This window comes from Rhizobium sp. Leaf341 (assembly GCF_001424325.1).
GTDB lineage: Bacteria > Pseudomonadota > Alphaproteobacteria > Rhizobiales > Rhizobiaceae > Ferranicluibacter.
This window is the reverse complement of sequence record NZ_LMPE01000011.1, coordinates 243,615-260,567: the sequence shown is the minus strand read 5'-3', so window position 1 is coordinate 260,567 and position 16,953 is coordinate 243,615. Positions and strand designations below refer to the sequence as shown.

The window sequence follows — 16,953 nt, the reverse complement described above, 5'->3', positions numbered from 1 at the left end:
TGGGCGGAGGGAGATCATGGATCAATAGATGCTGAACGGAAAGTAGATGTTGTTGATCCGCTCGTAGCTGCCGTCGAGGCGGGTCTTCTTGATGGCGGCATTGACCTCGTCCAGCAGCGCCGTGTCGCTCTTGCGTGCCGTGACATGTGCCGTGCTTTGCAGAAAGTCGTTCGTGACGGGATCGCCGATGAACTCGAAGGCCGACCCTTCCGCGCTTTCCAGGAAGCTCATGAGTTCGATCGCATCGCCGAGCATGAGGTCTGCTTTCCCCTGTTCGAGGATCGCCTGCGCCGCCGGCTGGTCTTCTCCGAGCACGAGCGTGCTTTTGGCCGCATAGACCTTGGCAAGGTACTGCGCCTGCATCGTGCCCTTGCCGGCCGTGATCCGCGCGCCGGCAAGACCTTCGGGACTGATGTCCTGGCGCTTCTTCGGGTCGCCGATGAAGACGGCGTGCGACCGGTAGTAGGGCTGCGAATAGGCGATCCGCTTGGCGCGCTCCTCCGTAAAGGCCATGCTCGAAACCATGAGATCGTATTTGTTCTGCTCCAACCCTTCGATGATCTCCGCCCAGGGCGTGACGACGAAGGTGCAGGTCCGCTTCATCTCCTTGCAGAGCGCCTTGGCGATATCGACATCGAAGCCGGCCAGCTCGCCTTTCTCGTTGATGAAATTGAAGGGAGGATATGCTCCCTCCGTTCCGATCCGCAGCACAGGATCATCAGCCAGCGCAGGGCCAGCGGCGACGAGGCCCAGAACAAGCGCGGCAAGCATGCGTCTGCGAATCATGATCGATCTCCCGTTTCGGAGGGCATGATCGCCGAGGGCCGTTAAGGCCAAGTCCAGAAAGTAGGTAAATTGATCCTTACGGATGTCACAAACGGAAAGTGTACGGTAGCGTACTGGACCTCCGCTGCGTCAAGCTCAGCTATAGTCGATGCCGGTCGCGTGCGCCGCTGCCAGCATGCCTTTGTAAATGCCCTCTTCGGAGCCGGCGATAACCACGGCGCCGACGGCACGCTTGTAGAACCCTGTCGGCCCCGCACCGCCGATGACGCCATATCCGTAACCCTGATCGTACATGGCAAGCAGCGTCTTCAACAGCAGCGCATGACCGATCCCCTTTCCGCGCATTGCCTCGTCCACGCCGGTCGGTCCAAAGAACCCTCGCGCGGTCGCGTCGTAGCACGCAAAGCCGACCAGTTCCCCATCCTTGACGGCAACGAGCAGGGACACCGGCTGGCGCATCATCGCAACGGTCGCCTCGCTGACCCAGCCCTGGCCGAAGCGCGGACCGATCCAGGCCGCGATCGTATGAAGTTCGGGCGGCAGGGCCCGGCGAATGACGACGCCTTCCCGCGCCACCTTCTCGTCGAGAACGGCGTCGGGCTTCAGATCGTAGAGGTTGACGAGCATGTCCATGGCAAAAATCCTATCCTTTGACCGCGCCGGCCGTGAGGCCGGCCACGATGCGCCGCTGGAAGATGAGTACGACGATGATCAGCGGCAGTGTCACGGTGACCGAAGCAGCCATGATCTGGCCGAACGGATATTCATAGCGCGTCGTTCCGCCGATCAGCCCGATAGCAACGGGAACCGTCTTGTTCTCGTCCGTCAACATGAAGGTGAGCGCGAACAGAAACTCGTTCCAGGCGAGAATGAAGGCGAGGATGCCGGTGCTGGCCAGCGACGGCCCCATCAGCGGCAGGAGGATGCGCGTAAGGATACGAAAATGCGAGCAACCGTCGATCAGAGCCGCCTCTTCCAGCTCCCGCGGAAACTCCCGGATGAACGTCGTGAGAATCCAGGTCGTGAAGGGGGCGGTCGACAGAAGATAGGTAACGATCAGGGCGCTCGGACGGTTGTACAGCCCAAGCGCATTGATGAGTTCGAACATGCCCGAGAGCACCGCAACCTGCGGAAAGATGGAGATCATCAGGATCGCCATCAGCACGATCCGTTTTTGCGGAAAATCCAGACGTCCCAGCGCGTAAGCCGAGATGATGCCGAGCGCCAGCGATACCACCGTCGTCCCCGTCGCCACGAAAACCGAATTTACGAGCGATCCCATGAAAACTGGATTGTCGAACAGCTGCCGATAGTAGCCGAAGTTCAGCGCCGGCAGAAAGGCGGTCGTGTAGAGCTCGGCACCCTGTTTGGTGGAGGAAACGATCGCCCAGTAATAGGGAAACAGCGTGTAGGCGAGGACAAGGAGAATGAGGATGCCGAGCCCGCCTCTGCGGATCTGGCGGCGCATCCGATAATGCGCAGAGGAACGCCGCTTGATGCGGACAGGCGATGTCACGAGAGCTCCTGGCGCCATGGTCAATCTCCCGTCGAACGATCAAGGCGCAGAACGCCGATGAGGATGATGGCAACGAGCGCGACCAGGAGGAAAACCCAGGTGGACGCGGCGGAGCCCACGCCCAGCTCCTGGAAGCTGATCAGCCGGTCGCGCGCGTAGATCGAGACGGTCATGACATTCTGATTGCTGGCCGCAAGGACATAGGCAAGGTCGAACATCCGGATCGCGTCGAGCGACCGGAAAAGCACGGCAACGCCGATGGCCGGCTTCAGCAGGGGCAACGTGATCGACCAGAAGCGTTTCCAGGCAGGAATGCCGTCGACTTCGGCCGCCTCCATCATCTCCCCGGGAATGGTCTGGAGGCCGGCGAGGATCAGGAGAACCATGAAGGGTGTCGTCATCCAGACATCGATGAAGATCACCACGCCCATGATCAGCGAGCTGCTCGCCGTCCACGCAATGCCGTGGTCGATCAGGCCGAGCGAGATCAGGATGCGGTTGAACACGCCGAACTGGTCGTTCAGCATCCACTCCCAGATCTTCGTCGCAACGACGACGGGGATCGCCCAGGGAACGAGGATGGCCGCCCGCAACAGACCGCGGCCAGGGATCGCCTCGTTGAGCAGCAGGGCAATGCCGAGCCCGAGCAAGGTTTCGATCCCCACCGAGAGGACGGCGAAGGTCAGCGTGTTCCGGACGGCCGACCACCAGGCAGGGTCGTTGATCACCTCGATGAAATTCGAGATGCCGACCATGCCGTACACGGTGGGATCATCGAGGTAGGCATCCGTAAAGCTGAAGAAGACGGTTCGCCCCAGCGGCCACACGGCCACGGTCAACATGACGAGGACCAGCGGCGCGAGAAAGAGCCAAGCCGTGCGATGCTCCCGGCGCGCAAGCTTAGCGCTCATGAACGAGCCCCCCCTTCGCTGGCCTCCCGGCCCGCCTGCGGCACGCCCGCCCGATGTGCCATCCGCTTCCCCTCCGAATCGAAGACGAAGATGTCCGCATCGGCAAAGGAAAGGCCCACAGGCTGGTTACGCCGCTCGAACGGGGGCCGCCCGGCGACGCGGACGACCCAGATGCTCTGGTCGGCCAGCCTGATATAGGCGAAGTGCTCGTGGCCGAGATCTTCGACACGCTCCAGGACTCCCGACATGCGGCCTGCGTCCGGCGCGACGAGGGAAAGCGCCTCCGGTCGGATGCCGATGGAGGCCGGCTGCCGGCTCCCGGGAGACGCGTGATGCGCGACAAGGTCGTCCGGCAGGGAAAAACCGCCGGCTTCGGCGCCCAGGGGGACGGGACCGAAGTTCATCCGCGGACTTCCGATGAAGCCTGCGACGAAGCGATTGGCCGGCGCCTGATAGAGTTCAAGCGGCGTGCCCACCTGTTCGATCGAGCCCTGGTTGAGCACGACGATGCGGTCTGCAAGCGTCATCGCCTCGGCCTGATCGTGGGTCACGTAGACCATCGTGGTCTTGATGTCCTCGTGCAGCCGCGCGATCTCGATGCGCATCTCCATGCGCAGGTCGGAGTCAAGGTTGGACAGCGGCTCGTCAAAGAGGAAGATTTCCGGTTCGCGCACGAGCGCACGCCCGATGGCGACACGCTGCCGCTGTCCGCCGGAAAGCTCCCGCGGGCGCCGCTCCAGCAGATGATCGACCTTCAGCATCCGGGCGACGGTCTCGACCTTGCTGCGGATTGCCTCCTTGCCGATCCGCAGGGTTTCGAGCGCGAAGCCGATGTTTCGTTCGACGCTCATATGCGGGTAGAGCGCGTAGGACTGGAAAACGAAGGCGACGCCGCGCTTGGACGCGGGCACGTCCGTGACGTCCTCGCCGTCGATGAGCACCTGCCCGCTGGACGCGGGTACAAGTCCGGCGACGATACGCAGCAGGGTCGATTTCCCGCAGCCGGAGGGCCCGACGAAGACCACGAACTCGCCATCGGCAATCTGGAGATCGACGCCACGAATGACGGTATGCGTGCCATAGGCCTTGGTGACGGAGGAAAGGGCGATGGACGCCATGAGAGATCCGATCAGAGACGGGGCTCCACCGCCGCCCCGGGCCGCAACGGGCCCGTGGTCAAGCGCAGGGGTGGACGCCCTGGAAGACTGAGAAAGCTGTCGCGCCTCCGTCCCTGACCTTCAGACGCCGGGAACGGAGGACGGTCCTGGGAGGTTCAACGGCTTTCTTTCAGCTTCTCCAGCCGGGCCGCCAGATCTTTCAGGCCGCTCTCGACCTCCTTGCTGCCGGACAGCATGTCGTGGACGCTACGATAGAAGGCCTGGGAGACACGGTTGTAACTCGTTCCGGTATAGCCGGATGGACGGACGGCGCTGTCGGCAAAAGCCTGCTGATTGTCCTTGAGGAACGGAATCTTCTTCAAGACATCGGCATCGGTGTAGAGCGCCGTGATCGACGGGTTGAAGGCGGCATCGACGGCGCGCATCTTCTGCATCTCCGGGCCGGTGACGAAATCGACGAAGCTCGCGGCGACATCGGGCTTGGTCGAGAATTTCGAGACGCCGTAATACATCGGCCCGAGGCAGCCGGACGACTTTTCTCCGGCCTTGCCGACCGGGAGCGGCATCATGCCGACCTTGTCGATGACGGCGCTGCCGGTGGTCTGCGACGTGCCCCAGACATAGGGCCAATTGCGGTGGAAGACGGCATTGCCGGACTCGAAGACCGCGCGCGAGGCCTCCTCGTCATAATTGAGCACACCTTCGGGGCTGATCGTGCCGATCCAGCTCTTTGCCAGCGTCAAGGCGCCAGCCGCCGCGGGGTTGTCGATCGTCACCTTGCCGTCATCGGAAATGATGCTGCCACCGCCACTCGAACCGATCAGCTCGAGCGCATCGCATGTCAGGCCTTCATAGCTCTTGGCCTGCCACGCGTAACCCCACATGTCGGACTTGCCGTCGGCGCGCTCCTTGTCCTGGATCTCCTTGGCGGTGGCCGTCAGCTCTTCCCAGGTCTTGGGCGCCGGCTTGCCGTACTTCTCCAGCAGGTCCTTGCGGTAGAACATCAGCCCGACGTCCATGTAGGCTGGCATGGCCACGAGCTTGCCGTCGAGCTTGGCGGCGTTCAGCGTGGAGGCAAAGTGCTGGTCCTGATCGGACTTGGGCACCAGGGTCGAAAGGTCGAGCAGATTGTTCTTGAACATGCCGAGCCAGATGACGTCGAGGAACAGGACGTCGACGTCGGTGGATTTCGCGGCAAGCAGCTGCTGGTAAAGCGGGATCGCGTCGTCCAGGAGCGCCGGCATCTTGTTGATCTTCGCCTCGTTCCCGGTCTTCTCCTTCCAGGCGGCGGCGGCTTTCGTGCAAAGCTCGAACTCGGTCGATGCGCAGAAGACAGAGACCGTCTCTGCATGGGCTGCGCCGGCCCCAAGAAGCGCGAGAAGTGGGAGGCTGAAGGCAAGCTTTCGATTGAACATGACGGTTGTTCCCCTGTTCGATTTGTCCTCTGACGGCGTCGCTCTTGTGAATTTTTTTGCCGCTACGATCGATTGGACTGGATATGACCAGTTATGTCAATCGGCCGGGAAATTTATATTTCAGGCCTGTGACATTCTCTGTAGTGTCGTGCGAAACAGGGAAGGAAATCCGGTTGGGCAACCGTGAGGCAGCAGATATCGTGATGGAGCCGCCCGTCGGCGCGCAGGGCGATACGCTGCTTGATGCCGTGGTGCGCCACGATGATCCGCGGCCGCTGCATCAGCAGGTCAAGGAGGCGTTGTTGCGGGCGATCGAGGACGGCCGCCTGCCGCACAACGGAAAGCTGCCATCGGAGCGCAAGCTTGTGGAAAGCTTTGGCGTCAGCCGGATTACGGTGCGCCACGCCATCCAGGACCTGATCCGCCAGGGCATGGTCAAGAGCCAGCCGGGCAAAGGCCTTTACGTGACGCTGAGCCCGCGCGGCTATGAGCTGCAGGTGCTGGAGAGTTTTACGGCGACCGCGCTTTCCACAAACCGTCAGCCCGGGAGCGTGCTGGTGGAGGTTCAGGTCTACAGGCCGGCAGCCGACATCACGCGGCCGCTGTTCCTGCCCGAAGGCGCCGAAGTCGTGATCCTGAAACGGGTCAGGCTGATTGACGGCGTGCCCGTGGCCATTCAAACGGACTGGCTGCCCGCAGCCCAGGTGCCGGGGCTCGCCAGCCTCGACTGGACAGGTGCCAATCGCTCGCTCTACGCGGAACTTCGGGATCGCTACCATATCCAGCCCGGCCGGGGACACACGACGCTCAGCGCCCGCATGGCCACGCCGTGGGAGGCCGAACGGCTTGACCTGGATCACCCGGCCGCCGTTCTGACCGTCGACCAGATCGTGTTCGATCGACGGAACCGGCCCATCAACATGACGGCACTCGTCCATCACCCGGAGCGGTATCCGCTGACCTTGACGCAGTCCTGAAGCGCGTTGCGTGAGAAAGGGGCTCACGCAACGCGCTTCAAGGTCTTGTTTTGATGCATGTCGTTTCCCGAAACCGCTGCACACGTTCGCGCGACATGCATAAGACACGGGCTGTTCGAGGGGTCGATCTTGCGCGCGAACTGCGATAGAAGCCCGCGGTCACACCGGAATGCCATCGTGGAAACGACGCTCTACCTCCCCGTCAAGAATTTTCTGGAAAGCTTCGGTTTCGAGGTGAAGGGCGAGGTTGCGCACTGTGATCTCGTCGGCGTGCGGGCGGGCGAGCCGGACGTCGTGGTTGTCTGCGAACTGAAGCTGACCTTCAATCTCGAACTAATCCTTCAGGCCGTCGATCGCGCGGCGATCTGCGACGAGGTATGGATCGCCGCTCGGATCTCGGCGAGAGGCCGTGGACGCGAGGCAGACAAACGCTACCGCGATCTTTGCCGAAGGCTTGGCATCGGCATGCTGGGCGTTGCGGACACCGGCACTGTCAGCGTTCTGGTAAGCGCCGTTTCGCCCATGCCGCGGACGAACCCGAAGCGGCGGGCGCGGCTCGTCAAGGAACACCGCGCGCGGCAGGGCGATCCGACCGCCGGCGGCGGGGCGCGCGCGCCGGTCATGACCGCCTATCGGCAACAGGCCCTTCTTTGTGCTGCCGCAATTCGCGCCGGCCGGATGCGCCCGGTGGACATGCGGCCCAAAGTCCCGAAGGCGGCGGCCATCCTGCAGAACAATGTCTACGGCTGGTTCGAACGCGCCGAGCGCGGCATCTACCACCTGACGGAGACGGGCCTGCAAGCCCTGCAACGCTGGCCGCAGATGGACGATCCAACAGACGGAGGATGCTCTTCTGAAGATGGCGCGAAACTGTCATGAAGGCATGCTAGACGGGGCACGAGGGTAAGATAGGACTGACGATGACGACCATCCGCACGATCGAACAGCTCGCCGAGATCTATGACGGCGTTTCGGAAGCCTCCATCGCAAAAGTGACCTTCGCGTTGACGCCGGGTTACCGTGCCATGATCGAGGCGTCCCCGTTCCTGGCGCTTTCCACGATCGGACCCGAAGGCATGGACTGTTCGCCGCGCGGCGACGCGCAGAGCGTCGTCCGGGTACAGGACGAGAGGACCCTGCTTTTACCGGACTGGCGCGGCAACAACCGCGTCGATTCGCTCAGAAACATCGTTCGTGATCCGCGCGTCGCTCTGATGCTGCTCATTCCCGGATCCAACACCACGATGCGGATCAATGGCGTGGCCACCGTCTCGATCGATCCCGACCTGCTGGAAAGCTTCGAGATGGACGGCAAGCATCCGCGCAGCGTCATCGTTGTCGAGATGCAGGAGGCCTACTTCCAGTGTGCCCGCGCGCTGATGCGGTCCGAGCTCTGGAACCCCGCGCGTTTCCACGACCCGGCGAAGCTGCCGAGCGCCGGAGAGCTTCTGAAGCAAGCGAAAGCAAGCTTCGACAAGGAAACCTATGACCGCGAGTGGGCAGCACGTGCCGCCCGCACGATGTGGTAGAGCCCCTTAGAGCGATCGGGTGATGCCCCCGTCCACGCGGATGCTCTGGCCGGTGATATAGCCTGCCCCCTCGGACGCGAGGAATGAAATGGTCGCTGCGATTTCCTCGCTCCGGCCATATCGCCCCATGGGAACGCGATCGCGAAACACGTCCTTTTCCGGCAGGCTGTCGATGAAGCCGGGAAGCACGTTGTTCATCCGGACATTGTCGGCCGCAAACTGGTCCGCGAAAAGCTTGGTATAGGCAGCAAGACCTGCACGGAAGACCGAGGACGTGGGGAAGACCGGGTCGGGCTCGACGGCGCTGAAGCTCGAAATATTGATGATGACGCCGGATGCCTGCGCACGCATGATGGGCGCGACCAGCCGAACGGGCCGAACGACATTCAGGAAGTACACGTCCATCCCGCGCACCCAGTCTTCGTCGGTGATATCCGCCACAGGCGCACGCGGGCCATGGCCGGCACTGTTCACGAGAACGTCGATGCGACCCCAGCGCTCCATGGTGCGGTCGACCAGCATCTTCAGGTCTTCGTTCGACTGGTTGGATCCGGTAATCCCAAGACCGCCGAGTTCCTCTGCCAAGGCTTCGCCCTTGCCTGAGGACGAAAGTATGGCGACCTTGAAGCCGTCCGCGGCCAGACGGCGGGCGGCATGGGCCCCCATGCCGCTTCCACCGGCGGTAACTATGGCGATCTTGTCGGTCATGGCGTTTGCCTTTCCAGTCGGATGTTGTTTTCGGGCAGTCCCGCTCGTGCATGCGGGATGACGTGGGTTTTCATCGTTGTCATCACGTCGTCAGCGGAAGACATGCCGCTCAAAGCCGCGGATCGCGCAACGCGGCGGCGACCGTTTCGGCGCAAAGCGCCAGCGAAACCGCTCCAGCATCGCGGTGGCCGATGCTGCGCTCGGCAAGGGGACGGGCGCGCCCGAGGCGCGGTGTGAGCGCGCGCGTCTGTTCAGCGGCCGTCGTCGCGGCGGCGGCCGCGCGTGTCCAGGCCTGCTGCAAGGATCGCGTTTCGCCGAACACCATCTCAAGCGTCTCGACGAAGGGCACGAAGGCATCGACCAGCGTCTTGTCGCCGTTCTTTGCGCCCCCGAGCCGCATGACGCCATCGAGCGCGAGCCGGGCACCGGCGACGACGGCGGCGTCATCAAGGGTCCTGTCGTCCGAAAGCGCCGTGCTCCAGGCACGGAGCAAAACGCCCCAGATCACCCCGGATGTTCCGCCGGCCCGGTCGGCCCAGGCATCTGCGGCGGCGGCAAGGACGCTTTGCGCACCCGCGCCGGCCGCTACAGCCGCATCCGCAGCGGATCGGGCCGCCGTCGCGCCACGCGTCATGCCCTGCCCGTGATCGCCATCTCCGGCCTGCGCGTCGATCCGTCCGAGTTCCGCCTCTGCCGCGTGAAGGACGTCGGTCAACCTCTCGATCAGGGTGGCAATGCAGCGGCCGGCCGCGCGGGCCGCGCCGGACGCTTGCGGAAAGACCAAGATGTCCTCGACCTCTTCCGGGAGGACGTCCGCAAGGACATGGTCGTCCCGGCGAACCAGCACAGCGGTTTCACACGGTGCGCACCAGAGGCGCTCGAGCTCGTCGTCGAGCCAGAGCAGGCTCAACGAGCAACCGCGCATGTCGAGACTGGTGACGAACTCGCCCACCTCGGGCCGCACGATCTCCAGTCCCGCCGCCGAGAGCCGGGCCGCAATCTGCGGCCAGAGAACGAAGAGTTCTTCATATTTGGTAGCACCGAGACCATTGAGCAGGACGGCGACGCGGTGGCAGTCGGCCGGCCGCTCCGCAAGAAGGCGATGCGTCAGGAGATCGGCCAGAGCCGATGCCGGAAGGATCGCGGTTTCGCTGATCCCCGGCTCGCCGTGGATGCCGAGGCCAAGCGCCATCTGTCCCTTGGGCACCGTGAACAAGGGCTCGTCCGAGCCGGGAAGCGTGCAGCCGCCGAACGCGACGCCGAAGGAGACGGTCCGGGCGTTGGCATGCTTTGCCACGGCCTCGACGTCATCGAGGACGCGTCCTTCCTCGGCCGCGGCGCCGGCGATCTTGAAGACGATGAGGTCGCCGGCTATTCCACGACGGGCGAGATGATCGTCAGCCGGGCCGCTCGCCACGTCATCCGTGACCGGGAGCACGCGCACGTCGAGACCCTCGCTCCGCAGACGCTCGGCGGCAGCGCCAAAATTCAGCACATCGCCGGCATAGTTGCCATAGCCGAGCAGGATGCCGCCGCCGCGATGCGCCAGACGGCAGACGCGCGCCACGGCCGCCGTGGACGGAGAAGCAAAGACATCGCCCGCGACCGCGGCATCGGCCAGACCCGAACCGACGTAGCCTGCAAAGGCGGGGTAGTGACCCGAACCACCGCCAACGACAACCGCCACCTTGCCCTCGGGCCGCGGCGTCGAGCGGACCACGCCACTCTTCACTGCCCGCACGAAACGCCCGTAGACGGAGGCATAACCTTCAAGCGCACTGGTCGCGAAGTCTTCGGGCTGATCGTAGATCGTCGTCATGCGGGTCGTCTCCTGCGGGCAATGGGGCGAAAGGCAAGGTTCATTGGTATCAGGACGCGAACACGCCCTCGAAATCCTTGAAGCCCTTGACCTCGATCGGGTTCCCGCTCGGATCGAAGAAGAACATCGTCCGTTGCTCGCCCGGTTCGCCCTCGAAGCGAACCACGGGTGGGATGTCGAAGGCGATGCCGGCTCTCTCGACACGGCCTGCCAGCTCGAACCAGTCATCCAGCGCGAGCACGACGCCCAGATGCGGCATCATCACCATGTGGTCGCCGACCTTGCCGGTCCGCGTGACCTCGAAGGGTTTGCCGAGATGCAGCGAGATCTGATGGCCGAAGAAGTCGAAATCGACCCAGGTTTCGGTCGATCGGCCCTCTCTGCAACCCAGAACATCGCCATAGAACTGCCGTGCGGCATCGAGATCCGTAACGTGGTAGGCCAGATGAAAGAGAGAGCGCATGCAAGTCGTCCTGTCCGTCGTTCGAGGCGACGCGCGATTCGACGCCGCATCCTGGCACTATGGACCGGCTGCAGCACGGGCGGCAACACGCATTCAGATTGATACAGCGCCCCCGCTTGACAGATGCGGGGTCGCAAATGCATCGCTGCCGGCAGGCGCATTCATCAACGCAGCGCCGGCAGGGGACGCGGATCGTGAACAGGATCGTCTATCTCGACGGCACATGGCTTGAAGAGGCCGACGCCAAGGTTTCGGTGTTCGACCGTGGCTTCCTCTTTGCCGATGCCGTCTACGAGGTCACCGCCGTCATCGGCGGCAAGCTGATCGACTATGCCGGCCATGCCGCGCGACTTCAGCGCTCTCTTCGCGAACTTGCCCTCTCCTGCCCGCTTGGGCCGGACGCCCTCCTCTCCCTTCACCATGACATCGTTGCGCGCAACGCGCTCGACGAAGGCCTGATCTACCTGCAGATCTCGCGGGGCGCGGCTGACCGCGACTTCATCTTTTCGGAGACGGCGAAGCCGACGCTCGTGCTCTTCACACAGGCGAAAGCCGTGCTCGACAACCCGTACAACGTTACCGGCATCAAGGTCGTCACCCTTCCGGACCAGCGCTGGGCACGCCGCGATATCAAGACGGTCCAGTTGCTCTATCCCTCCATGGCCAAGATGGAGGCGTTGCGGCAGGGAGCACAGGATGCCTGGCTGGTCGAAGACGGCTTCGTCACGGAAGCGACATCGGCCAACGCCCATATCGTGACGGCCGAGGGAACGCTCGTGACGCGCCCCCTGTCGCATGCCATCCTGCCGGGCATCACGCGCGCAACCATCGTGGAGCTCGCGCGTGCAGCGGGGATGCCGGTCGAGGAGCGTGCCTTCACGCCGGACGAGGCGAGACAGGCCAGCGAAGCCTTCATCACCTCGGCCACCAACTTTGCCCTGCCCGTCACGATGATCGACGGTGTCCCAGTCGGCAACGGGAAGCCGGGCCCGATCACAGAGCGCATGCGCGCGCTCTACATCGCCGAGCGCCTGTCGCACGCCGAACCTGTCACCTGACAGGGAAAGACCGCCACCATAGGCCGTCTCTATCGGGTCAGCGATGGGTCAGGCAGCGGGCGACGCAATCTTTCCAGCCGTCGATACCGGCCTGCCGGGCGCCGTCGTCATCGGCTGGTTTGAACCGTCGATCACACTGCCAGGCATCGGCAAATCCGGCCCGATCCGGCCAGAGACCGGCCCGCGATCCGGCGAGCCAGGCGGCCCCAAGGATCGTCGTTTCCAGGATCACGGGACGATCGACGGGTGCGGCGAGAATGTCGGCAAGCCGCTGCATCGTCCAGTCGGACGCGACCATGCCGCCATCGACGCGAAGCACCGTGCGTTCGCCCTTATCGCCCCAGTCCTTCTTCATCGCTTCCAGGAGGTCATAGGTCTGATAGGCCACGCTCTCCAAGGCGGCCCGTGCGAACTCGGCGGGTCCTGTCGCGCGCGTCAGCCCGAACACGGCCCCGCGGGCATCCGGATCCCAATGCGGCGCACCGAGGCCGGTGAAGGCGGGGACGAGATAGACATGCTGGTTCGGGTCGGCCGTCATGGCGAGCGCTTCGGCCTCCGATGACTTCGAGATGAAGCCCATCTCGTCGCGCAGCCACTGGACGGCGGCGCCGGCGATAAAGATCGAGCCTTCGAGCGCATAGGTCGTCTTGCCGTCGAGCCGATAGGCAATGGTCGTCAGCAGACGGTTGGAGGAAACGACCCGATCTTCGCCCGTGTTCAAGAGCGCAAAACAGCCTGTCCCATAGGTCGATTTCAGCATGCCGGGCTCGAAGCAGGCATTGCCGATGACGGCGGCCTGCTGGTCGCCGGCCACGCCGAGGATCGGGATTGCGGCCCCGAAGATCTCAACGTCCGTCACGCCGAAATCGGCAGCGCAATCCTTCACCTCCGGCAGCATGGCACGGGGAACGGAAAGAATGTCGAGAAGCTCGTCATCGAAGCGGTTCTCGGAGATATCGTACAGCAGCGTGCGCGATGCGTTGGTCGCGTCCGTGACATGCACGCGCCCGCCGGTCAGCTTGTAGATCAGCCAGCTGTCGATCGTCCCGAAGCACACCTCGCCGTTTTCGGCGCGCGCGCGAAGGCCGTCGACCGCGTCGAGCAACCACGCAAGCTTCGTGCCGGAGAAATAGGGGTCGATCAGAAGGCCGGTCTTCTGCGTGAACGTCGGCTCGAGGCCACGCGCCTTCAACTCGTCGCAGAAACGCGCCGTGCGCCGGTCCTGCCAGACGATGGCCCGATGAACAGGCTCGCCGGTCTTCCGGTCCCAGACGACGATCGTCTCGCGCTGATTGGTGATCCCGATCGCCTTGATATCGGTCGCGGCGATGCCGGCCTTCTCGATGGCCGAGCGGCTGGTCGAAAGGACGCTGTCCCAGATCTCTTCGGCATCATGCTCGACCCAGCCGGAGTCCGGGAAGTATTGCTGGAACTCCTGGCCCGCGACGCCGGCAATCGACATGCTCGCGTCGAAAATCATCGATCGGGTCGATGTCGTGCCCTGGTCGATCGCCAAGATATAACCGCTCATGCGTCCTCGTCTCCCCATCGACGGTGCCGGATGCGCCATCGTGCGACCATCCTTGCTGGAAGAAGCGGCTGGCCCGGCGAGAAGAGGCAGGGCCAGCCTTCAAAAGAAGAGGCCGGGGCACGTGTCGTGTCCCGGCCATCGTTTCGCGTTTCAGGCCTACTTCTGCCAGCTCTTGACGAGCTCGTCATAGTTGACCGTGACCGGCTTTTCTTTTTCGTTCTCGATCTTCAGCTGCGGCGCAAGGTTGCCCTTCGACGCTGCGTCCTTGTTCCAGTAATCGATATCGTGTTCCTCTGCGAGGTTCGGGCCGATATCGCCCTGGACGCCGGCGCGCTGCAGGCGCTGGAGAACCTTTTCCTGCTCGGCGCACAGCGAGTCCATCGCTTCCTGCGGGGTCTTGTTGCCGGCGGCGGCATCGCCGATCGCCTGCCACCAGAGCTGGGCCAGCTTCGGATAGTCCGGAACGTTGGTGCCGGTCGGCGACCACTGGACACGGGCCGGCGAGCGATAGAATTCGACGAGACCGCCGAGTTCAGGCGCACGCTTGGTGAAGCTCTTGTCCTGGATGGTCGATTCGCGGATGAAGGTGAGGCCGACATGGCTCTTCTTCACGTCGACGGTCTTCGACGTCACGAACTGTGCATAGAGCCAGGCGGCCTGCGCGTTCTTTTCAGGCGTGGACTTCATCAGCGTCCAGGACCCCACGTCCTGATAGCCGAGCTTCATGCCGTCCTTCCAGTAGACGCCATGCGGAGACGGCGCCATACGCCACTTCGGGGTGCCGTCCTCGTTGACGACCGGCAGGCCCTTCTTGACGGCATCGGCGGTGAAGGCCGTGTACCAGAAGATCTGCTGGGCGATGTTGCCCTGTGCGGGAACCGGGCCGGCTTCGCCGAAGGTCATGCCCTGCGCTTCCGGCGGAGCGTATGCCTTCAGCCAGTCGAGGTACTTGACGATCGAATAGACGGCGGCCGGGCCGTTGGTGTCGCCGCCGCGGGCGACGCAGGAGCCGACCGGCTGAGACTTCTCGTTGACCTTGATGCCCCATTCGTCGACGGGCAGACCGTTCGGCAGGCCCTTGTCGCCGTTGCCGGCCATCGACAGCCACGCGTCGGTGAAGCGCCAGCCGAGCGACGGGTCCTTCTTGCCGTAGTCCATGTGGCCATAGACCTTCTTGCCGTCGATTTCGCGACCGGTGAAGAATTCGGCGATGTCCTCATAGGCAGACCAGTTGACGGGAACGCCGAGGTCGTAGCCGTACTTCGCCTTGAAGTCCGCCTTGTTCTTCTCGTCGTTGAACCAGTCGTACCGGAACCAGTAGAGGTTTGCGAACTGCTGGGTCGGAAGCTGGTAAAGCTTCTTGTCCGGGGCGGTCGTGAAAGACGTGCCGATGAAGTCCTTGATGTCGAGCGTCGGCGACGTGACGTCCTTGCCTTCGTTCGCCATCCAGTCTGTCAGGTTGCGAACCTGCTGGTAGCGCCAGTGCGTCCCGATCAGGTCGCTGTCGTTGACATAGGCGTCGTAGATGTTCTCGCCGGACTGCATCTGTGTCTGCAGCTTTTCGACGACGTCTCCTTCGCCGATCAGGTCGTGCGTGACCTTGATGCCGGTGATGTCGGTGAACGCCTTGGCCAGCGTCTTCGACTCATATTCGTGCGTGGTCAGGGTTTCCGAGACAACCTTGATTTCCATGCCGGCGAAAGGCTTCGCAGCATCGATGAACCACTGCATTTCCTTTTCCTGATCGGCGCGCGTGAGCGTCGAGAGGTCGCCGATCTCGGCGTCGAGGAAAGCCTTTGCCTCGTCCATGCCCGCATAGGCGGAGCCGGTCAGGGCCAGCAGCATGGCTGCCGTCGTTGTTAAAAGGTGCCGTCGCATTGAGTAGTCCTCCTCTTAAGGTTCTGCGATTGCAGTCACGGTGCCCTGGACCCTCCCCTGGCAAAACCCGTGTCGTTCAGATGCCTCAGACCAGTTTGAAAACGCCGACGGCGTAGACAACGGACAAGGCAAGAGCCCACCACACGTTGGGGCCGACGAGCCCCAGCCATGCAAGGTGAATGAAGGCGCTGCCGAGCAGCGACACGAAGAGGCGGTCGCCCCGTGTCGTCTCGAAGCGCAGGATGCCGACGCGCGGATTGCCGCCGGGCGAAAGATATTCCCAGATCCCCATGCCGATGAGCAGCACGAGAATCGTCGCGAAAAACAGGACCGTCGGTAGCGTCCATGCCATCCAGGAGAAGTTCATATCGGTCTCCTTACACGCGGCCGAGGGCAAAGCCCTTGGCGATGTAGTTGCGGACGAAATAGATGACGATCGCGCCGGGAATGATGGTGAGCACGCCGGCTGCCGCCAGGACGCCCCAGTCCATGCCGGATGCCGACACTGTGCGTGTCATGATCGCGGCGATCGGCTTTGCGTCCGTCGTCGTCAGCGTCCGGGCGATCAGAAGCTCGACCCAGGAGAACATGAAGCAGAAGAAGGCAGCGACACCGATCCCGGAGGCGATGAGCGGAATGTAGATCTTCACGAAGAACCGCGGGAACGAATAGCCGTCGATATAGGCGGTTTCGTCGATTTCCTTCGGCACCCCGGACATGAAGCCTTCGAGGATCCACACGGCAAGCGGGACGTTGAACAGGCAATGCGCGAGCGCAACAGCGATATGCGTGTCGATGAGCCCGAAGGCGGAGTAGAGCTGGAAGAACGGGAGCGCGAAAACGGCCGGCGGCGCCATGCGGTTGGTCAGCAGCCAGAAGAACAGGTGCTTGTCGCCGAGAAAGCGATAGCGCGAGAAGGCATAGGCGGCCGGCAGGGCGGCCAGCACCGAGATCACCGTGTTCATGACGACGTAGATGATCGAGTTGATATAGCCCTTGTACCACGACGGATCGGTGAAGATGACCGCGTAGTTCCGCAAGGTTGGCTGGTGCGGATAGAGCGAGAAGGTGCTCGTGATCTCCGTGTTCGTCTTGAAGCTCATGTTGACGAGCCAATAGATCGGCAGGAGCAGAAAGAGAATGTAGAGCGTGGGCACCAGCCAGGACAGGCTGACGCCTGTCGGCTGCGCCGAGGCGCGGCTTCCCGTCGTTGACGCCGGTGCGTTGACAGCCTGTGTGGACAT

Annotated in this window: 17 protein-coding genes; 4 read left to right on the top strand and 13 right to left on the bottom strand. The window is 63.2% G+C overall.

The window, feature by feature from the left end; genetic code table 11:
* Positions 1-21 precede the first annotated feature (21 nt).
* The 6 genes from ASG03_RS12380 to ASG03_RS12355 all read right to left on the bottom strand — a co-directional run bounded on the left by ASG03_RS12380 (position 22) and on the right by ASG03_RS12355 (position 5,746).
* Positions 22-786, bottom strand: a complete 765-nt coding sequence (locus ASG03_RS12380; protein WP_062478715.1) for a transporter substrate-binding domain-containing protein — start codon at positions 784-786, stop codon at positions 22-24.
* A 135-nt stretch (positions 787-921) separates the two neighbouring features.
* Positions 922-1,419 carry a GNAT family N-acetyltransferase gene (locus tag ASG03_RS12375; protein ID WP_062693774.1) on the bottom strand — a complete coding sequence of 166 codons (498 nt, stop codon included), beginning with the start codon at positions 1,417-1,419 and terminating at the stop codon, positions 922-924.
* 10 nt (positions 1,420-1,429) lie between these two features.
* Entirely contained in the window at positions 1,430-2,320 is an 891-nt protein-coding gene (locus ASG03_RS12370) for a carbohydrate ABC transporter permease (RefSeq protein WP_062693773.1), read from the bottom strand.
* A gap of 2 nt (positions 2,321-2,322) precedes the next feature.
* Positions 2,323-3,213, bottom strand: coding sequence for a carbohydrate ABC transporter permease (locus tag ASG03_RS12365; RefSeq protein WP_062693772.1), 891 nt, complete (start codon positions 3,211-3,213; stop codon positions 2,323-2,325).
* Positions 3,210-4,331 (bottom strand): ABC transporter ATP-binding protein, encoded by a 1,122-nt coding sequence (locus tag ASG03_RS12360; protein ID WP_062693771.1) that lies wholly within the window; start codon positions 4,329-4,331, stop codon positions 3,210-3,212. Before ASG03_RS12360 ends, ASG03_RS12365 begins: the two co-directional genes overlap by 4 nt.
* Before the next feature lie 155 nt (positions 4,332-4,486).
* Positions 4,487-5,746: an ABC transporter substrate-binding protein gene (locus ASG03_RS12355; protein WP_062693770.1), complete on the bottom strand. Its 1,260-nt coding sequence runs from the start codon at positions 5,744-5,746 to the stop codon at positions 4,487-4,489.
* A gap of 173 nt (positions 5,747-5,919) precedes the next feature.
* On the opposite strand from ASG03_RS12355, the gene ASG03_RS12350 reads away from it, so the two are divergent.
* The 3 genes from ASG03_RS12350 (at position 5,920) to ASG03_RS12340 (ending at position 8,252) form a co-directional block, all read left to right on the top strand.
* Positions 5,920-6,723, top strand: coding sequence for a GntR family transcriptional regulator (locus ASG03_RS12350; protein WP_244475237.1), 804 nt, complete (start codon positions 5,920-5,922; stop codon positions 6,721-6,723).
* A gap of 177 nt (positions 6,724-6,900) precedes the next feature.
* Positions 6,901-7,602 (top strand): DUF2161 domain-containing phosphodiesterase, encoded by a 702-nt coding sequence (locus ASG03_RS12345; RefSeq protein ID WP_062693769.1) that lies wholly within the window; start codon positions 6,901-6,903, stop codon positions 7,600-7,602.
* A gap of 41 nt (positions 7,603-7,643) precedes the next feature.
* Positions 7,644-8,252, top strand: coding sequence for a pyridoxamine 5'-phosphate oxidase family protein (locus ASG03_RS12340; RefSeq protein WP_062693768.1), 609 nt, complete (start codon positions 7,644-7,646; stop codon positions 8,250-8,252).
* A 6-nt stretch (positions 8,253-8,258) separates the two neighbouring features.
* Here ASG03_RS12340 and ASG03_RS12335 read toward each other — a convergent pair whose 3' ends face one another.
* The 3 genes from ASG03_RS12335 to ASG03_RS12325 form a co-directional block, all read right to left on the bottom strand.
* Positions 8,259-8,960, bottom strand: coding sequence for an SDR family oxidoreductase (locus ASG03_RS12335; RefSeq protein ID WP_062693767.1), 702 nt, complete (start codon positions 8,958-8,960; stop codon positions 8,259-8,261).
* Positions 8,961-9,069: 109 nt separating this feature from the next.
* Entirely contained in the window at positions 9,070-10,779 is a 1,710-nt protein-coding gene (locus ASG03_RS12330) for a dihydroxyacetone kinase family protein (RefSeq protein WP_062693766.1), read from the bottom strand.
* A gap of 49 nt (positions 10,780-10,828) precedes the next feature.
* Positions 10,829-11,242: a VOC family protein gene (locus ASG03_RS12325; protein WP_062693765.1), complete on the bottom strand. Its 414-nt coding sequence runs from the start codon at positions 11,240-11,242 to the stop codon at positions 10,829-10,831.
* Positions 11,243-11,436: 194 nt separating this feature from the next.
* On the opposite strand from ASG03_RS12325, the gene ASG03_RS12320 reads away from it, so the two are divergent.
* On the top strand, positions 11,437-12,300 hold the full coding sequence (locus ASG03_RS12320) for a D-amino-acid transaminase (RefSeq protein WP_062693865.1): 864 nt from the start codon (positions 11,437-11,439) through the stop codon (positions 12,298-12,300).
* Between the two features lie 37 nt (positions 12,301-12,337).
* Here the strand turns inward: ASG03_RS12320 and glpK are convergent, their stop codons facing one another.
* The 4 genes from glpK to ASG03_RS12300 all read right to left on the bottom strand — a co-directional run bounded on the left by glpK (position 12,338) and on the right by ASG03_RS12300 (position 16,953).
* Positions 12,338-13,831 (bottom strand): glycerol kinase GlpK, encoded by a 1,494-nt coding sequence (gene glpK, locus ASG03_RS12315; protein WP_062693764.1) that lies wholly within the window; start codon positions 13,829-13,831, stop codon positions 12,338-12,340.
* Positions 13,832-13,987: 156 nt separating this feature from the next.
* Positions 13,988-15,709, bottom strand: a complete 1,722-nt coding sequence (locus ASG03_RS12310; protein ID WP_062478681.1) for an ABC transporter substrate-binding protein — start codon at positions 15,707-15,709, stop codon at positions 13,988-13,990.
* 85 nt (positions 15,710-15,794) lie between these two features.
* Positions 15,795-16,076: a DUF2160 domain-containing protein gene (locus ASG03_RS12305; protein WP_062478677.1), complete on the bottom strand. Its 282-nt coding sequence runs from the start codon at positions 16,074-16,076 to the stop codon at positions 15,795-15,797.
* A gap of 10 nt (positions 16,077-16,086) precedes the next feature.
* Complete coding sequence (locus ASG03_RS12300; RefSeq protein ID WP_244475247.1) at positions 16,087-16,953, bottom strand: carbohydrate ABC transporter permease; 867 nt, start codon at positions 16,951-16,953, stop codon at positions 16,087-16,089.